This is a genomic window from Maribacter spongiicola (genome assembly GCF_052119685.1).
In the GTDB taxonomy this organism is placed as follows: Bacteria; Bacteroidota; Bacteroidia; order Flavobacteriales; family Flavobacteriaceae; genus Maribacter; species Maribacter spongiicola_A.
This window is the reverse complement of the sequence record NZ_JBGQOO010000001.1, coordinates 53,626-71,310: the sequence shown is the minus strand read 5'-3', so window position 1 is coordinate 71,310 and position 17,685 is coordinate 53,626. Positions and strand designations below refer to the sequence as shown.

Sequence of the window (17,685 nt, the reverse complement as noted above, 5' to 3'; positions counted from 1 at the left end):
AAAAACACAAACACTATAATTTGATTCGTGTTTGTGTTTTTTAATTGTTATTCTAATTCAAACTTAAAAACCATGGCTAAGTCGTTCTTTTCAACGTTGGTCATGGTTAAATAAAAACTCTCTGAGGTAAGTTCCCATTCTTCAGTAGCCAGAAATTGATGTTTATAAAGACCAAATTCTTTATGGCGTGTAGCAAGATCATCTTGCCCATAATTATAACCGCCAAAACTTTGTTGTTCCCAACAAGAGGGTACCCCAATGGTGGTCCAGACACCACTGTTCATTCCTTCAGAGCAATAGAATTGCCAATCTACAGTAGTATCTTTTCCGGTACCCGATAGGTATTGTATTTCTGATTTGACACTTGAGGTTTGCCCAACAACTAAAAGGTGTATGAGAACAAAGAAGCCAGCAATTAGATACTTAAATTTGGTCATTACTCTTTTTCTTTTAATGCTTCATTTTGCAAATGAATACGCTCTTGCTGCTCTTTATTTAATCCCTGCGTATAGTAAAATTCGGGCCTGTGGTAGATATGTGCTTTTTTCATGCCTTGATCATCTATATCTAAGCTCAAATCACAATCAAATCGAGCTAATACAGCGTGATTTGTGTCCCAACCATTTACGCTAGTAAAATGTGATATCCCCCAGGTAATACCTCTTCCATTTTTTGTATTGGTAAAGGCATCGGGAATAAAAGGACCTGCCGCATCTGGCATTAATTCTGTAATAGCTACAATATTAAAATTGATTCCGTCTTCTGAATATTGTATGGTGTTGTGTTCATTTCCATCTCTAATACTTAGGGCAGCTATACCCGTTTTAAAAGGAAAAAGGGTAGTCTCGTGACCAGAATTCAATACTGGGTTTAAGGGGTTTTTAGTAAATGGTCCAAATGGATCCTCAGCAGTAGCTAGTCCTTGCATTCTTACCAAGTTTGGTTCTCCATTAAAATCAGATTTATAGTACAGGTATATCTTGCCTTTATAAACGAGTGGATAGGGGTCATGGATGGAGTATTGATCCCAAGAATCTTTTGCCCCATTAGGTATAACAATTTTGTTCGTGGCGGTCCAAGGTCCATCTGGCGAAGTTGCCGAAGACATTAAAACAGGGCAATCATCACCTCTTGTTCCACTAGGCTCACTAAAACCTTGGTAATACATATAGTACTTTCCTTTCCATTTAAGAATATCGGCTGTTGATACGGAACGGTGGCCCAAATTGGGTTTTGGAGGTCGAGGAATAGCAACACCTTGCTCTACCCAAGTAAAGCCGTCTTTGCTCGTTGCATACCAGATTTCAGCCAAATCCCAATCAGCCGAAGGGATTGTTTCTGTTGCAGATGCGGCACCTTTAGGAGGGGTAGCGGTATGTCGATAGGTATACCAAACATAATATTTACCGTTCTCAAAAATTACTTTAGAAGGATCTCTTCTACTTATGGTACCATCATGATTACTATAATCTAAGCCTTTTAACTCAGTATATTTAAATTGAGAATAAAGCTCATTATCTTTTGGTTCAGGTGCCAGATAACTATCATAATTACGCTCTAAGGAAATACTTAACGGTATTGATGGTTTTTCTTTTGGCAGCTTATAGGGGAAAGATTGTGCGTTTACGCTAAATGCAACCAAAAAAAATAAAGCGATAACGGGTATAAAGGGTGTGTGTATTTTCATTTTATTTAATCTATAATTAGTGTTTTTTGCTCGTAGGACTAAAGTTTTCTTTTAAAGACATTTCTTATTATTTATTATCCTAATGTTACGCTGTATGATGTACCCTATATTTTCTGTGAATACAAAGCAATGATTCTTTATTAAAATTAGAATTATAATAATTTAGTTAGTACAAGGGGGGTGTAGTTTACTTACCATCAACTAATTCCCAAGACCGCACCCAATTGTAAGTGGTCGTTCTTTCGGCTTCAGTTCCGTTCATTCCGCCATCTTCTGGAACAGGATTCCAGTTGTACGTTTCTACGACCATTCTTAAATACATTTCAATGTTATAATCTGCGGGAGGCGTTACTTTTGCAAGAAATTTACCGTCTAGAAAAAACTGTACTTCATCTTTTGATTTCCACCATACACCATACACATGGTAATCATCATATACTTTGCCGCCAATTAAAGCACCAGATTTATTCGAGCCTTTTTCGTAATCGCACCCTTCAGGAATATTTCTGCTGTGTGTGTTGGAATTCATAGATTCATCAAAATTCTTCATCCATTCGGCATCATTGGTAATTTGACCAACACTCTCTTGAATATCTAACTCTGTAGTTCTTTTATCACAGTCTTCTAATTCATTAGACTCGTTTATGAGCCAAAAGGTCGAGGACATGAATGTTTTATTTGCTTTCATTTCGCATTCATAGTACCCATATGTCATACCATTAATAGAGCCAACATAACCGCCACCATGGGTGTATTCTTTACCTTGTTTTGTTACTGGTTGCGGTAGTAGTTTCGTAGTGATTTTTAAGCCGCCATCTTCCACTTTTATATTCTCTGATTGAAATAAGCCTGGGGCTCTACCTATCCAACCTTGTTCTGAAATTTGCCATTTTTTCTCGTCTACTTTTTTGCCCTCAAATTCATCGGACATGTTTTTGACCAGTTTCCATTTTTGAGTAGTTGGTTTTGGATCTTCACCATCATTAAAGTGTGGTGATTTTTGAGCAAACATGGTGCCGACAGTTAAAAACAATCCCGTAAAAAGTAGTTGCTTTAATGTGATATAGTTTGATTTCATTTGTATAGGTTTTAAAAGGTTTTTATAAGATTTTAATTATTTAAATAGGTAACTCTTTCTTGAATAAGTTTTTTTTTGAAAACAGCCTTGTCTAATTTTTTGATGTCAATATTAAATTGGTATTTCTGATAATAGTCTTGTTGTAAAGCGATAATGTTGAGTATTAAAAGCGCTTCTTTTTCATTGGTAGATTCATATAATATTTCTGTTAAATACTTAGAGCTATCCAATATTCCGGTAATACCTAAAAATTCAGCAGCGCGCATTCTATTGATCAACAAAGAGTCAGACTTCATCATTTGCTGAATTTGATCAGAAAATTCAACTGCTTGTGTGCCAAAACTAGAACACGAAATCAATGCCCAATAGCGTTCTAGATCATCGCTAGATTCAAGATATTTTTTCAATTTTGGATGAGCTTCTTTAAAGGAAATTACTTGTAGATTGGCAATTTTTAAATAACTAGATATTTCTTTTTTGTGTTCTTGCCCAAATGTAATAGGGTCATTAAAAGCCTCGTCAATAATATAATTTTCAGGATATAATGACAGGTCTGGCATTGATTTCATCCAACCACTTAGGTTTTTTCTAAGCTGTTTTAAGCTTTTTCGATATGCAGGATTGTTTGCAAGATTGATGGTTTCGTAAGGGTCATTTTCAACATCATATAATTCTTCGGCAACCTTAGGTTCGAAAAATTGTGATTGTATGTCGTTAAGTTTTCCAGTATCGAAAAGTGCTTTCCATTCTGTGTAAGCCAATTGCTTGTACCTATAGTTATTCATAAGTCCATCGACCATGAAAGGTTGAAAGTTTCTTATATATTTTAAGTTGCCTTTTCGCAAGCTTCTGACCATGTCATATTTCTCATCAAACCGATCAGCATAGCCATACGTTTCATTATTTTGTAGGGTGTTTTTTGAGATGTTCGTACCTAAAAAAGGTGTTCCGTCTATGGTTTCAGGTATTGTAATACCAGCTAAGTTTAATACCGTAGCACTAAAATCTATGAAGCTAACGAAGGTATTTGTTGCCGTGCCACTTGAAAAAGGGGATAGGTTTTGGTATTTTTCAGGAACGGAGACTACTAAAGGAACATGTAAACCAGTTTCTTTTAAATAGCCTTTGCTATTGGGTAAAACTCCGCCATGATCTCCATAGTAAAAGATGATAGTGCTTTCTAATAGGTTGTCACGGTCTAATTCCCGGATTACTTCGCCTACTTCAGCATCCATCTTAATAATTCTGTCGCGGTAAAATGCATTTGTATATGAAAAGGTTTTAATTTGTGGATGATTGGGTTGTACAAATACAGATTCTGGGGCAGTCTTCGTTTTTAATGTCTCCATTTCTTTCTGAGAGAAATGTAAACTTCCTTCATGAGTGGTGCCTATGTTATACACATGAAAAAAGGGCTGTCCTTTTTTTCTGTTTCTCCAGCTAGCTTTGTTGGAAGAGTCATCCCAGACTTCATTGCTTTTGTGAATGTTATAATCTTCCTTTGCATTATTGCTCGTATAATACCCGGCATCTCGCAGATATTCAGGAAACATCTTTATGTTTTCAGGTAGTGTTACTTTTTGTTCTGATCTATGATAATGTGTTGCTAGTTTCGGTCCAAATACACCTGTAATAATGCTAGACCTTGCAGCACTGCATACAGCAGCATTTGAAAAAGCCCTGTTGAATTGAACTCCTTTTTTTGCTAGCTTTTCAATGTTGGGTGTTGCTACACCGTTTTTATCAAAAAGTTTCATGTAGTGCTTTGAATTATCTTCTGATACAATCCAAACTACATTGGGTTTTTCTTGAGCTCTGAGAAAAGTTGAAAGTCCAATAATAACGCTGAATATAATAGACTTAAAATTCATTGGTAATCCTGTTTTTATTTAATGTGTATTTATAGTTTTTAAAATTATGGTTGAGTTTAAAAGAAACCGTAGCCATTTTTATTTCATGTTATAGGTTATATTTTGAATAGATGTCGGCTAAATTTGTTTCATCTTCAGTTTGTAATTGCCAATCTTTCAGTTGGCTCAAAAGACCAATAATAGTAGATTCTGATTTTTTTTTAGTGATTAGATTTTTTGTTTCCCAAGGGTCATTGGTCAAATCATATAATTCTAGGTTTCCTGTTTTAGGATAAACAATTAGTTTTTTATTTTTTGAAATGATGCCTCGTTGATCATCGAACATAGCCAAATAGATAGATGGTCTTGTTTCTCTATCTTCAGTAAGTAAAGGAGCTAAACTTTTAAAATCTATAGTGTCGGTTGTTTCTAAATCAATTAAATCAAATAGGGTAGGTACCACATCTTGTAAATACACACGAGATGTTATTTTGGTGTTTGGCTTCGCCGAGGGAGCTTTAATAATTAATGGAGCGGTAACACTGGGTTCATAGAGGCAAACCTTGCCGGCAACGCCATTTTCACCAAAATTGATTCCATGATCAGAAGTAAAAACTATAATCGTGTTGTCATAAATGTTTTTATCTTTTAGGGCCTGTATAATTTCGCCAATGCGTGCATCCATATGTGTTACCATTGCATTGTTTTGCTGTATACGTTGCTTCATCGTTTTAATTCTTAAAGGGTCTGGCGCATATTGGTATTTTACATTTATGTTTAACGCTGTGTTGTCTACCACACTTGGTGGCAAGACCATTTCGTCTGTAGGATACATATCGTAATATTTTTGCTCGGTCTGTCTAGGTACATGTGGAGCATTGAATGCTACGTAGGCAAAAAATGGTTTTACATTATCATATGTGTTTAAAAAGGCAACGGCTTCGTTAGCGGTAATATCTGTAATGTGTCCAGCATTGGAATTATAGGTTTTTAATTGACCAGGTTGTATGCTTCCGGTTTCGTCGAAAATTTCTTTTACATTTTTTCCCATGGCATGCCACTTACCAGTCATAAAAGTATTGTAGCCACTATCATGTAATTTTTCTGGTAGCGACTTTGGAGCGTTTTGCTTGTTTATTTTTTGGGATTCCCAAATGTATTTTCCATAAATAAGCATAGTTCTGCTGGGGATACAAACAGCGGGAGACCAACAGCCCATATTATACGCTGCTGTAAAAGAAGTACCATCTTTGGCAAGAGCATCAATATTGGGCGTAATCATACCTTCATTACCGTAAGCACCAACTGCTTGATTGCTCTGGTCATCAGATTCTATGAACAGAATATTCATTTGCGCATAAGAGCTTATTATAAAACCCAAAAAAAGTATAATAAGAAGAAAGATTTTTTTCATTTATCGTATTCTTATAATCGACTAAAAACATATAGTTCTAGAAATATGTAATTGGCTATTCTTTAAAAAATAAAAATATCAATTGATAAATGGGGGGAGGGTAATGGATTAGTAGAATACTACCATATATGATTTATTTTGAAAATTAAGGGAATTCGGTTAGAATGCAGATAATTGGAAATCAATATATACATTCAAAAAGCTAACTCCATAGTTTATAATTCTTAATCATTCTCAAGCCTCCAAACCCTAACCCAATCAAATTTTGTGTAACGATCTTCTAAAGGTTGTTCAAAACCCATTTCTTGTGCTGTAGTTTCTTCGATCCAATCATAGAAATTACTTGACATAATTAACCGTAGTGCTCCATTAAAAGGAATAACAGGCGTAACAGATTCTTCTAAGGCTCCATCAATATAAAAATCAACTTTACTGCCGTCTGCGTACCAATAGGCAGCGTAAACATGAAATTCTTCAGAGTTATTTTTTTCAAAATTAGTTTTACCTCCTTTTGTTTGTCTTGCTCCAATATTATTACATGGGCTATTATGTCTATGGGTATTGTAATGGAAAATTTTATCCCAATCAGAAGTTACTGCCCAATCATCATTTGTCCAATCATCACCTAATTCTCCAGTAAAAACACCTACACATTCTTGTATATCTATCTCAAGATTCTCACCATCATTAAAGTTGTTTGTACATGGTTTGGTTTCAGATTTTAACCAAAATGCTGCAGACATGGCCGTTTTACTAGCTTTCATACGTGCTTCAATGTAATACCCAGGTTCTGCTAAAGTTTTACCGTAAACATAAGCTCCACCATATCTACGCTCAGCAGGTTTGCTGGTGTCGTCTTTAGGTGAGTATTTAGGACTTTCAAATTTTTCGCCTTCTATTCTTAAATAACCGTCTCCTGTACTAACATTATCTGCTGCAAAAAGTAATCTACTTGAGCCATACCAGCCCCTATCTTGCCCGTTCCAAATAAATTCTGGAGTTGGGTTCCATTTGCTTGCATCTAATTCGGCACTATCAAATTCATCAGAAAGAGCATCTACTTGTGTCCATTTTTTATTATCAGGTTTAGGATCTTGATTGGCTAAAAAAGTAGGGCTAGGGGAAGTGTCTGTTTCGTTCTCATTGACTGGAGTTTCAATTTGATTTTCTTTAGGTACTATTTCGATCTCATCATTGCTAGAATTACTACAGGCAAAAATGCCAATCATTACAAAAAGGGATATAACGTTAAGTGTTTTGGTCATTGCTTTTAATTTTTTCATAAAGCTAATGCCTGTTATCTTTAGTCAATTCTTTAAATGTTCAGAAGACTAGCACATATGGTTTTAAAGAGGTTTTGGGGTCTGAACAATGGGGTTACCTGTGAAACCTAACAAGTCATACGACTGGTCATCGGTTAAAATGAAAACAATATTGGATCGGTCTTGCGCCTTAACTATGCTGGCTAATAGGAAAAGGAATAGAAGCGTTTTTTTTATTTGATGATTCTTCCATAAGAAATTGGTTAAGTAATTTTCATGATTACTCAACCAATTGCAATAATTTTAAGGATTCGTTGACCACAAAGAAGCCCCTTTAAGCATAGCTCTTCTAGGAAGTTTTAAACCGGCAAGAATCAATTCAGCAAAATCTTCGGGTTGTAATACGCTATCTTCCGAACCCTTTTTTGCAATACCTGCTTCAATCGACATATCTGATTCTATGGTGCTTGGGGTCAATGTAACAACCCTAATATTATTTTTACGTACTTCCTTCATCAAAGATTCAGACATACCAATAACTGCAAATTTTGACGCTGAATAGGCTGATGTGGTTGCATTACCATTTAATCCTGCTGTAGAAGACACATTAATAATATCGCCTTCATTTTTAGCAATTAAATAAGGCAAAACTTCTTTAGTCACATAATACATGCCCATAAGATTGGTTTGTATAATCTGAGTCCATTGTTCAACCGGCATGTCATTAAATGATCCAAAGCCCCCTATACCTGCGTTATTGACCAAAATATCGACACCGCCTAATGTATTTATAACGTTTTTAATACTTGTTTTGACATCCTCATAATTGCTTACATCGAATACCGCATAAGTAGCGCTAACGCCCAGAGCTTCTATTTCTGCAACGGTTTCTTTTAATGTACTTTCGGTTCTACCGGTTATGGCTACATCAATACCTTCTTTGGCAAAGGCGATTGCCGTCGCTTTCCCAAGACCTCTACCACCACCTGTGATGATGGCTTTTTTATTTTTTAGATTGCTCATGTTTTTTCGTATTAGTTAACTTCTGTCCAATAATCCATTATAAAAGCACCTCCTATTATTGGACCAACTTTACTTACCAAATCTAAATGTGCTTTATGAAAAAGATAAATTTCTCTGGCATGCTCGTCATTAAATGTTATTGTGAAGGTATGCGTAAAACCTTGACTGGCACCTTCGGTACTATCGTTCTCTCCCCATTCGATGTTGGCGATTTCTGGAATTTCATTCTGTAACTGTAAAAAGGTTTCAACCGCTTCGTCAACTTGAGCTTGGGTAGCTTCTTCTTTATATTTAAGATTTACGATGTGTCTTAAAACTTTACCTTCTCTATTAATTTTCGGTGCAATTTTATAGGTTGCTATCTTTCCTAAATCAAAACGAAAAGAACCAGCAATTAAGAAGTTGTCTTCTCCAATTTTATGAGATTTTAAACCGTAATAGATTGAGAATCCTGTTTCTAAATAATTGATAGGACTAAGAACGCCAGCTTCGTTTAATTTTAATAATTGAATACTCGCATCATCTCTTGTGCCAACTGCTAAAACAGCTTCGTTATTATCGGTTGAAACAATTTCAATTCGTGTTTGTCCTTGTAATTTGGTGGTTTCATCATCTTTAAGAACAAAATGTGGTACTAAAGCCCCTTTTTTATTCACTTTAAATACACTAACACCATCACCATGATATTCAAAATCTGTTTTTTTAATAAAACCATTTCGTTCGTAGTATTTGTGATGTCTATGACCTACTATTACGTACTTATTTTCGCCTAAAGTTACTCCTGTTACTGGGTAAGCTCCTGTTAAATATCTATCGGTATTATTATCACTAATATTGTTTATGTTCTTGAAAGTTCCGTCATCATAGACTCTAAAACTACTTACGCCATTGTCTTGAAAACCTCCTGTGTATAAAAAAGTTTTACCCTTTATTTTGTGTATGAACATGCCGATAATTCCATCAGTGTGTATGGTTTCATCATCTTTCATAGATTGCACGTGCGTTAGATTTCCGTCGTGTTGTATTTTAAAACTACTTAAGCCTGGTGTTTCTTCTAAGCCACCAATGAACAGATATGATGCATTTTTCATATGTATTACTTGTAAGGTAATTGCCGTTCCCAAATAGGTTTCATCAGTATCTTCAACGAGAGAAACACGTTCTAAAGATCCGTTGTCTAAAATCTTAAAGGTTTCTATAACATTACCATGTTTGTTTGCCACAAAAAGGAAGTCGGTTCCATTAATGTTATCGGCAACCATACCTCGTGCTGGTCCTGTTTGCATATGTAATTCGTGATTGCTAATGGGGTTAAGTATACCTTCTTTATCTAAACTGTATACGTCTACATTACCTACGCCACCAGCATAAACAAGATGAATTCCGTTTTTTTCGTAGCTAGTTACCGAAACTGTGTTTTTTCCAGTAATGCTTTTGAAGTCTTTTCTGTAAAGCATCGAATCATCTAAATTTTGAGCAAGGCTTAATTGCGATAATGCGACGATGATGATTAGTGCAAAATGTTTTATAATTTTCATAACTATATTTCTTTGTAAATAATTAGTCTACTATTGATTTTGCTCCTGCTGTAGCTATTGCTCTATCTTGTTCTATTGTTCCGCCGCTTACACCGATGGCTCCAATAATTTTACCGTCTTTATTTTGGATAGGTAAGCCGCCAGGAAAAGTCATTAGACCACCATTAGAATGCTCAATATTGTAAATAATACCACCTGGTTGGGTTAATTCGCCCAATTCACCTGTGTCAGTATCAAAATATCTTGCCGTCTTTGCTTTTTTTATAGCTACGTCTATACTGCCTAAAAATGAATCATCCATTCGAATGAATGCTTTTAAATTTGCACCTGCATCGACCACTGCAATGTTTACCAGTACATTTGAATCTTCAGCATTTTTCTTTGCGGCTAAAAGAATTTCAAAGGCTTCATCGTGCGAAATGTCATTTGTAATTTGAGCATAAGTTGTAGTTGAAATAGTTGTTAATGCCAGTGCGACAACCCACACTTTAATTTGCTTAAATAAGTTCATAATTACGTTTATTAGTTAAGCTTACAAATATTGGAAATCACTTCTAAAAAATTGTTGAACAAGTTCAACAGGAGTATAATTATTGTATTTTATCTTGTTTTTTTATTTTACTTAAGAACTCATGTGTAATACCTAAATAACTCGCCATTTGTCTATCTGTCAGTTTCAAAACAATTTCAGGATAATGTGTCGTAAAATAATTGTACCGCTCTTTTGCTGTTAAACTGTTGTTTCTAACCACTCTTCGCTGCCAAGCCACAATTGATTTTTGGAACATGATTCGAAAAAATTTCTCAGCCATAGGTAATTCATTATAAAGTGTAGTTTTGTCTTCTTGAGAGATGATCAAAATCTTACTGTCTTCTAAAGCTTGAATATTTAATTCTGATGGTTTGTGGTTCATAAAACTATCTATATCCATCAGCCACCAGTCTTTAGCAGCAAAGTATAATGTGTTTTCATTCCCTTTTTTATCTAATGAAAAAACTCTAAAACACCCTTCGGTTACAAACGCTTCAAATTTGCAAAACTCGCCTTGCTTGAGTAAAAATTCTTTTTTTGAAATAGTTTTTGCACTAAAAAAACTACAAAACTTTTCAGCTTCAGAAATCGAAACTTCTCTATTTTTAGTAATATTTTCTATTAATAAATCGTAAATCATATTTTATTCAAATAACACATGTCGTACAATAATTATCTAATGTGATAGTACTATTATAAGTATTGTAGGTGTCAAATATTTGGTGCAATAGCATCTATTATTCTCACTTTATATTTTTTTAATATATACATAATAGGCAACATTCGGTTGGTTATGAACATCAATAAAGTTTGCTGATAATTTTGTTTTCCCTGCTTTCAATGATACGTTGAACACAGCTGAGGTGTCGCCTTCTTCGATTGAAGTTTCAGTTGTAATCTGATTTTCAAAAGTGATGTTAGCTTTAGTATATTCTAAATTTTTTCCCGCAGGAATTTCTTTTTCCAAACCAGGTACATCAGTAATTGAAATTTTTTGGGTAGTGGTGTTTATCGCTAAATTAGATTCTATAGGATATCTTTTAAGAGATACGTTGTAATTTCCATCTTCAACGATATTTACACTCCAATAACCGGCACCAGATTTACCTTCTCTAATTTGGATCTGGTTCCAAGGTTGCATAGTTTCAGGTCCGTGTACGTCATGGGCTGTAAGGGTAATAGGATTTTCCTTTTTAGATCCAATCTGAAAATAGATTTCGTCGTTAAAGTCTTTAGAAACTTCTGTCCACCATTCTTCATAGAAAGATTTCATAGCCTCGACCTTTTGTGGGTTTTCAGATGCAATATCGTTTTTTTGTCCATGATCATTTTCAATATTGTAAAGCTCTTTCCCATTTATTAAACGCCAATTTTCGTGCATGACTGCCGATTTTTTCCATTTCTCAGGATTTTGAATCCTTTGAGAATCGGTTACTAACATTCTATTTTGTAGCGTGTCTTTTCCCATTAAAACTGGCACTATGCTTTTTCCGTTCAATGCCAAGTGATCTTTCGGTAATGCGATACCACAAAGTTCTGCCAATGTGGGTAAAATGTCTATTTGTGCGGTAAGGGTATTTATGTCTTTCGACGTACTTATTTCTCCGTCTTTCCAATAGATGAAGAACGGTACTCTATGGCCACCATCATATTCGCTTCCTTTGGTGCCACGCATACCACTATTAAACCCTGTTACTTTTCCATTTTTATTTTTGTAACCAGCAGAAGTACCATTATCGGTCATAAATATTAAAATAGTATTATCTGCTATTTTCAGTTCCTTAAGTTTAGCTCTAAGTTTACCAAAATTGTCATCGATATTCGTGATCATTCCATAAAAGCGTTTTTGGGTATCTGCCAAAATACTATCATCTAAATCTTTATATAAATCATAATACGCTGTAGGTACATTGTATGGACCATGAGGCGCATTGGGCGCTAAATAGCAAAAAAATGGCTTGTCTTTATTAGTCTTTATGAATTTTATAGCTTCTTCAAAAAATACATCAGTACAATACCCCTCGTATTTCTCAGGTATTCCGTTATGAAAATAGGTGTCGTTGAAATACGTATTATTCCAGTAGTCGGGTGTTTGTTGTACGCCACCGCCACCATTCATTACCGTTTCTTGAAATCCACGGTCTTCTGGTCTAAAAGGATAATTATCTCCTAAATGCCATTTACCGAAACCACCAGTTTTATAACCTGCTTCGATAAACATATCGGCTAAGGTTTTTTCATTTTCACGCAATAACGACCAACCGCCAACGGTATGCCAAACGCCTGTACTATTTGCATATCTGCCTGTCATTAATCCTGAACGGGTAGGAGCACAGGTGGGACCCACATGAAAATTGGTTAAATGGGTACTTTCTGTATAAAAGGAATCTATATTAGGCGTTTTAATAATCTTGTTACCGTGAACGCCTAAATCTCCATAACCTTGATCATCTGTAATAACTAAGATGACATTAGGCTTTGAGATTTCTTTTGAATTTCCTTTTTTCTGTTTCTTGGTAGTACAGCCTGTTACTATGATGAAGATAACTATTAAAAAGAGTTTTATTTTAGTATACATCATCTATAAAGTTAGGTTGATTTATTTAATTTGTTTTAAAACAAAACCATTCAACCAAAGGCTTCCTTTTTCATTTTCACTTTTAAATTTTAGAATAACAGGCTTAGAGCCATCTGATTCTAAGATTGAATTAATTGAAATTGGTTGACGTTCACCAGTATTGCTATTATCAAAATAATTTACAGTGTGGTCATCTGAAGTTCTAGTGAAACTACCATCTACATCATCAACAGTAACTTCTATTTCATTTGTTATATTGATATCTGTTTTTCTCGCATGATGAAATGTTTCTAAAGCATATGTACCAACTTTTAAATTGGTCAGTTTTAATTGCATTTCTCCTTTCTCTACATATAGACCGTCTGTACCGACAAAACTCAAATCACCCAACATACTAGTGCCATTACCTAACCAATTAATTTTTTCGTCAGCGCTTATTGCTACTTGAGTATTTGTTTCTTTAATGGTGTAGTTTAAATCATTATCAGTATTTCCTGTCCATTCATTCCATTCAAATTGTACCAATTGTTTTTCTCCACCAATATCGACTCTGCTAATGGGGTAATCATATATCGGTTTGGCATTATTGGCAATTTCGTTGGTGTTAAATTTTACGGTAGTTATCATAGCTTTACCAGGTTTGAGACCTGATGCTTTTGCCGTAACTGTAATGGATCCCAAATCTTGGGTTCCTTTTACATAGATAGCCGCAACGCCATTGTATGTTGGCGCCGGATTGGCATAAATTTTTCCGTTATCTATAAGTTCTCCAGCTCCAGAAATCGAAAATTGAACGTCATAATCAGCAGTAGTTACCACATTGTCATTTTCATCTAATATAGAAGCGTAAACCAAACGAATATCTGAACCTTCTGCATAAAATGGCTTATCGGTAATATTATATGCTACTTTAATATGATGTGGTTTACTTTCTTTATGTCTGGTGTATTCCATTACTTTTTCACCATTTGTATAGCCAACGGCTTTTAGGCTACCTTCTTTCCAATTGTATTTAAATGTAAATGATGGATGATTAAGGTTAATTTTGGTAACATCATTATCAGGTACTTGTTTCCCGATTAATTCTCCATTGTGGTATAATGCAACTTCTTGACAATTACTGAAAACACGAACTTTTCCATCTCTAGAGGCTGTTTCATCGGCAATATGGACAATAGGTTTTGCCACTAACTCAGATTGATACCAATAGTAAACAGGTTTAGGTACTCTATAAGCTGATAATACGCCGTAAGTTGTTACAAAATCTCGCGACCATTGCGCATCTACAATATCGGGCTGTAAGTGATTGTAATCTGCGCCTAACCATGTAATTGCCGCAAAATTATTCTTATTGCCTTTGTATCTTGATATATGAAATTGATTTACTTCTGAATTCGGAGAACTACCGTGCTCCATTACCATGGTAAAAGCACTTTCTGGGAATTCGGTTCTTCTATAATCCATAGTAGCATATACATCTGTAATGCCTTCATTTTTAGGTCCGTCCCATGGGGCAGAGGCAGAGGCGGTTAATCTAAACGGATCTTCTTCTTTAGCTACGGTCTGCATTTTTGGTACGGGACCTCTATGGTTTATACCGGCACCCCAAACAATGATAGACGGGTGATTTCTATGATTACGGATCATAGTTCTGGTTGCCTTTTCTAAATTATCGAACCAAGTATCGCCTCCCCATTCGATCCAGGTTGAGGGTTCTTCATAAATGAGGATGCCTAATTCGTCGCAGGCCTGTATAAAACCATCATCTTGGGTATAGTGAGAAAGTCTTATGATATTCATACCAGCCTTTTTGTACTGTAGTGCCTCGTTATAATGAAACGAGTTTGGTATGGCATCACCGATATTAGGATAGCTTTGGTGACGGTTGGCACCAACCAAAAATAATGGCTCTCCATTTAAAACAAATCCTTTTCCCTTTTCTAATGAAAACTTTCTAAATCCGAATGTATTCTCAACAAAATCAACAGGGTTTACGCCATCATAAATTATTGAATTTACCCGGTATAGGTAAGGGGAGTCTGGCGACCATAAATGGTAATCATCTTCAATGGTTGCAGATTGCCTAAACGTGTGTGTTGCATTAGCGGCAATATCGATTTCAGTAATTAATTTCTTTATAACATAGCCATCTTTATCAATTACGTTGGTTATTATTTTAGTTTTCTTGATGGCAGAATTTTCATTTTTTACCGTCGTTTTAATTGTTACCGTACCATTATGCTTGTTTACTGTAGGTGTTGTTATATGTACACCGGCATCAAAATCTTCCCAATTATAGTTTACATGCAAATTATTGGTGGTTACTAAATATACATCTCGGTACAGACCACCGAATTTTACATAATCGGTTCTATCTGGATCAGGTGCAATAACCTGGCTATATGAATTGTCTGCTTTAACGGCAATGGTATTTTCTTTTCCAAATTTCACATATTCAGTAATATCAAAGTGAAAAGGTACATAACCATTGACTGCGTATTCGCCAACTTTTATGCCGTTTACCCATAATTCTGTGGCATTATGAACTGCTTCAAATTCTAAAAATACCTTAGCAGTACTTTTCGCTTTGATAGTTATCTTTTTGCGGTACCAGCTGATATCTCGAAGGTATTTCTCTTGTACCCAAGTTTCTTTAATACTATCCAATTCATAAGAAACCAGCTGTGGTGTATGTGGTACAGAAACATTTTCCCAGCTACTATCATCAAAATCTATTGCTGTAGGCGAGTTCGTTACGTCGCCTAAATGGAATTTCCATCCGATATTTAAATTGGTTTTTGTTCTGTCGCCAGTTTCAAAACCTTGTGGTAATTGAGTAGTTTGAGCAAGTGTTAATTTGCCAATTAAAAGACAAAAGAATAAATAGTTTAGTTTCATTTCAGGTGTGTGATTTTTCTTGAAATAAAATTATTTATTCTTGCCCTGGTATCTCAATAGAGATGTTTGTAATGATACCACATATGGTTTATTGTTCGCTTTATGCCAATTAAGGAGGCAGAAATGTTAGTTTATGGTGTTTTAGATTTATGGTAGTTATTTATAAAAAAAAAAGACTTTGAATTTATATTCAAAGTCTTTTGTCTGTTAAGTGGTAAAGTAAAAAGGTTACTTCAATTCTAATTCTTTAATTTCTACTTTATCGGTACCTCTTAATTTTTGATAGGTTGCCATCATTTCCTTCAATTTCTCAGGATTAGATTCTGCAACGTTATGTTCTTGTGCGCTATCTCCTTTTATATTGTAAAGTTGATATGATTCTGAAACACCCAATTCAATTTTAACTTGATTATTAAAAGCGCTGCCTTTATAAGGCGGAATCATAATCCAATCGCCACTTCTTAATGCTGTTTTTTGACTCGCTTCTAAAATTAAATCGGTTCTACCTGTTTTCGTCTTTCCTAATAGCGCATCAATTATTTGAGCACTATCATCTGTTTTTTCGGTACTACCCGTTAAACTCGCTAGTGAACTAAGAAAATCTACTTGACAAACTAGCGCATCTGAGACGGAAGGCTCAATAGTACCTTTCCAATACGTAATGAATGGCACATGGGTTCCGGCATCAAATAAACTATATTTTCCGCCTCTTAGACCACCTGCAGGGGTATGTTTGCCTAATTTTTCAACAGCGTCATCATAATAGCCATCATTTAAAACAGGACCGTTATCACTTGTAAAAATAATTAAGGTGTTTTCTAAAATTCCCTCATCTTCCAATGTTTTCATGAATTCACCTATAACCCAATCAGCTTCAAGAATGACATCGCCACGTGGTCCCATACCAGATTTACCTTCAAAACGAGGATGAGGTGTTCTTGGTACATGCGGTTGTTGCAGTGCATAGTATAAAAAGAAAGGTTCTTTTTTATGATTCTTTACATAGGCTTGTGCTTTTTCTAAAAAGTGATCAGCCATATCTACATCGCTCCATTTTGCATCTTCTCCACCTTTCATGAAGCCAATTCTTGGTATACCGTTTACAATGCTATTATTATGGCCATGATGCCACTTCATACTTGTTAATTCTGGATTGTCCTTACCTGTTGGTTGGTTGCCATAATTGTTCGCATAATCTACCTCTATTGGGTCATTAGGGTCTAAACCAGCTACATGACCATCTTTTATATAGACTGTAGGTACGCGATCTTGCGTAGCTGCCATGATATAAGAATAGTCAAAACCAACTTCATTTGGACCCGGAGATACTCTTTCGTTCCAGTTTACATTACCCGTACCTAAACCTAAGTGCCATTTACCTACGATACCGGTAGTATAGCCCTGTTTCTTTAACATCTTTGGTACGGTTTGCTGTTCGGTGCTAATAATTAATGGTGCCGTACCGGGTAATATTTGCGCATCTTTATTTCTCCAAGGGTATACTCCTGTTAAAAGTCCATAACGGCTTGGCGTACACGTGGCAGATGTTGCATAGCCATTTGTAAAGCGTACACCACCATTGGCTAAATTATCAATGTTTGGGGTGTTTATTTCAGTAGCGCCATTGGCACTGATATCACCATACCCTAAATCATCGAGGTAAATAACCACAATATTTGGTTGAGAAGAAGTTTCCGCTTCTTTTGAAACATCTTCAGCTTCTTTTTTATTTGACTCTTTGCAACTAAAAGCAACTAATACTAAAAGTGAAATACAAAGTTTGTAGAGACTATTTTTTGGTTTAAAAATCTTATTCATTGGTCTG

Annotated in this window: 13 protein-coding genes; all 13 read right to left on the bottom strand. The window is 35.3% G+C overall.

Going from position 1 to position 17,685, the window contains the following annotated elements; translation table 11 throughout:
• Window positions 1–47: 47 nt before the first annotated feature.
• Window positions 48–437 carry a hypothetical protein gene (locus ACEN2N_RS00260; RefSeq protein ID WP_441822451.1) on the bottom strand — a complete coding sequence of 130 codons (390 nt, stop codon included), beginning with the start codon at window positions 435–437 and terminating at the stop codon, window positions 48–50.
• A complete protein-coding gene (locus ACEN2N_RS00255; RefSeq protein ID WP_441822450.1) occupies window positions 437–1,687 on the bottom strand; it encodes a glycoside hydrolase family 117 protein in 1,251 nt (416 codons plus the stop codon). Before ACEN2N_RS00255 ends, ACEN2N_RS00260 begins: the two co-directional genes overlap by 1 nt.
• A 187-nt stretch (window positions 1,688–1,874) precedes the next feature.
• A complete protein-coding gene (locus ACEN2N_RS00250) occupies window positions 1,875–2,765 on the bottom strand; it encodes a family 16 glycosylhydrolase (RefSeq protein WP_441822449.1) in 891 nt (296 codons plus the stop codon).
• A gap of 32 nt (window positions 2,766–2,797) precedes the next feature.
• Window positions 2,798–4,636 carry a sulfatase family protein gene (locus ACEN2N_RS00245; RefSeq protein ID WP_441822448.1) on the bottom strand — a complete coding sequence of 613 codons (1,839 nt, stop codon included), beginning with the start codon at window positions 4,634–4,636 and terminating at the stop codon, window positions 2,798–2,800.
• An 88-nt stretch (window positions 4,637–4,724) separates the two neighbouring features.
• Window positions 4,725–6,029, bottom strand: a complete 1,305-nt coding sequence (locus ACEN2N_RS00240; protein ID WP_441822447.1) for a sulfatase-like hydrolase/transferase — start codon at window positions 6,027–6,029, stop codon at window positions 4,725–4,727.
• A gap of 224 nt (window positions 6,030–6,253) precedes the next feature.
• Window positions 6,254–7,312, bottom strand: a complete 1,059-nt coding sequence (locus ACEN2N_RS00235) for a family 16 glycosylhydrolase (RefSeq protein ID WP_441822446.1) — start codon at window positions 7,310–7,312, stop codon at window positions 6,254–6,256.
• 282 nt (window positions 7,313–7,594) lie between these two features.
• Window positions 7,595–8,314, bottom strand: coding sequence for a 3-ketoacyl-ACP reductase (locus ACEN2N_RS00230; RefSeq protein WP_441822445.1), 720 nt, complete (start codon window positions 8,312–8,314; stop codon window positions 7,595–7,597).
• Between the two features lie 11 nt (window positions 8,315–8,325).
• Window positions 8,326–9,852, bottom strand: a complete 1,527-nt coding sequence (locus ACEN2N_RS00225; protein ID WP_441822444.1) for a Dabb family protein — start codon at window positions 9,850–9,852, stop codon at window positions 8,326–8,328.
• A 22-nt stretch (window positions 9,853–9,874) separates the two neighbouring features.
• Window positions 9,875–10,363 carry a GlcG/HbpS family heme-binding protein gene (locus ACEN2N_RS00220; RefSeq protein WP_441822443.1) on the bottom strand — a complete coding sequence of 163 codons (489 nt, stop codon included), beginning with the start codon at window positions 10,361–10,363 and terminating at the stop codon, window positions 9,875–9,877.
• Window positions 10,364–10,442: 79 nt separating this feature from the next.
• Window positions 10,443–11,024, bottom strand: a complete 582-nt coding sequence (locus tag ACEN2N_RS00215; protein ID WP_441822442.1) for a Crp/Fnr family transcriptional regulator — start codon at window positions 11,022–11,024, stop codon at window positions 10,443–10,445.
• A gap of 108 nt (window positions 11,025–11,132) precedes the next feature.
• Window positions 11,133–12,965, bottom strand: coding sequence for an arylsulfatase (locus ACEN2N_RS00210; RefSeq protein WP_441822441.1), 1,833 nt, complete (start codon window positions 12,963–12,965; stop codon window positions 11,133–11,135).
• 18 nt (window positions 12,966–12,983) lie between these two features.
• Complete coding sequence (locus ACEN2N_RS00205; RefSeq protein WP_441822440.1) at window positions 12,984–15,860, bottom strand: glycoside hydrolase family 2 protein; 2,877 nt, start codon at window positions 15,858–15,860, stop codon at window positions 12,984–12,986.
• 228 nt (window positions 15,861–16,088) lie between these two features.
• Window positions 16,089–17,678 (bottom strand): sulfatase family protein, encoded by a 1,590-nt coding sequence (locus tag ACEN2N_RS00200; RefSeq protein WP_441822439.1) that lies wholly within the window; start codon window positions 17,676–17,678, stop codon window positions 16,089–16,091.
• Between the last annotated feature and the right edge of the window lie 7 nt (window positions 17,679–17,685).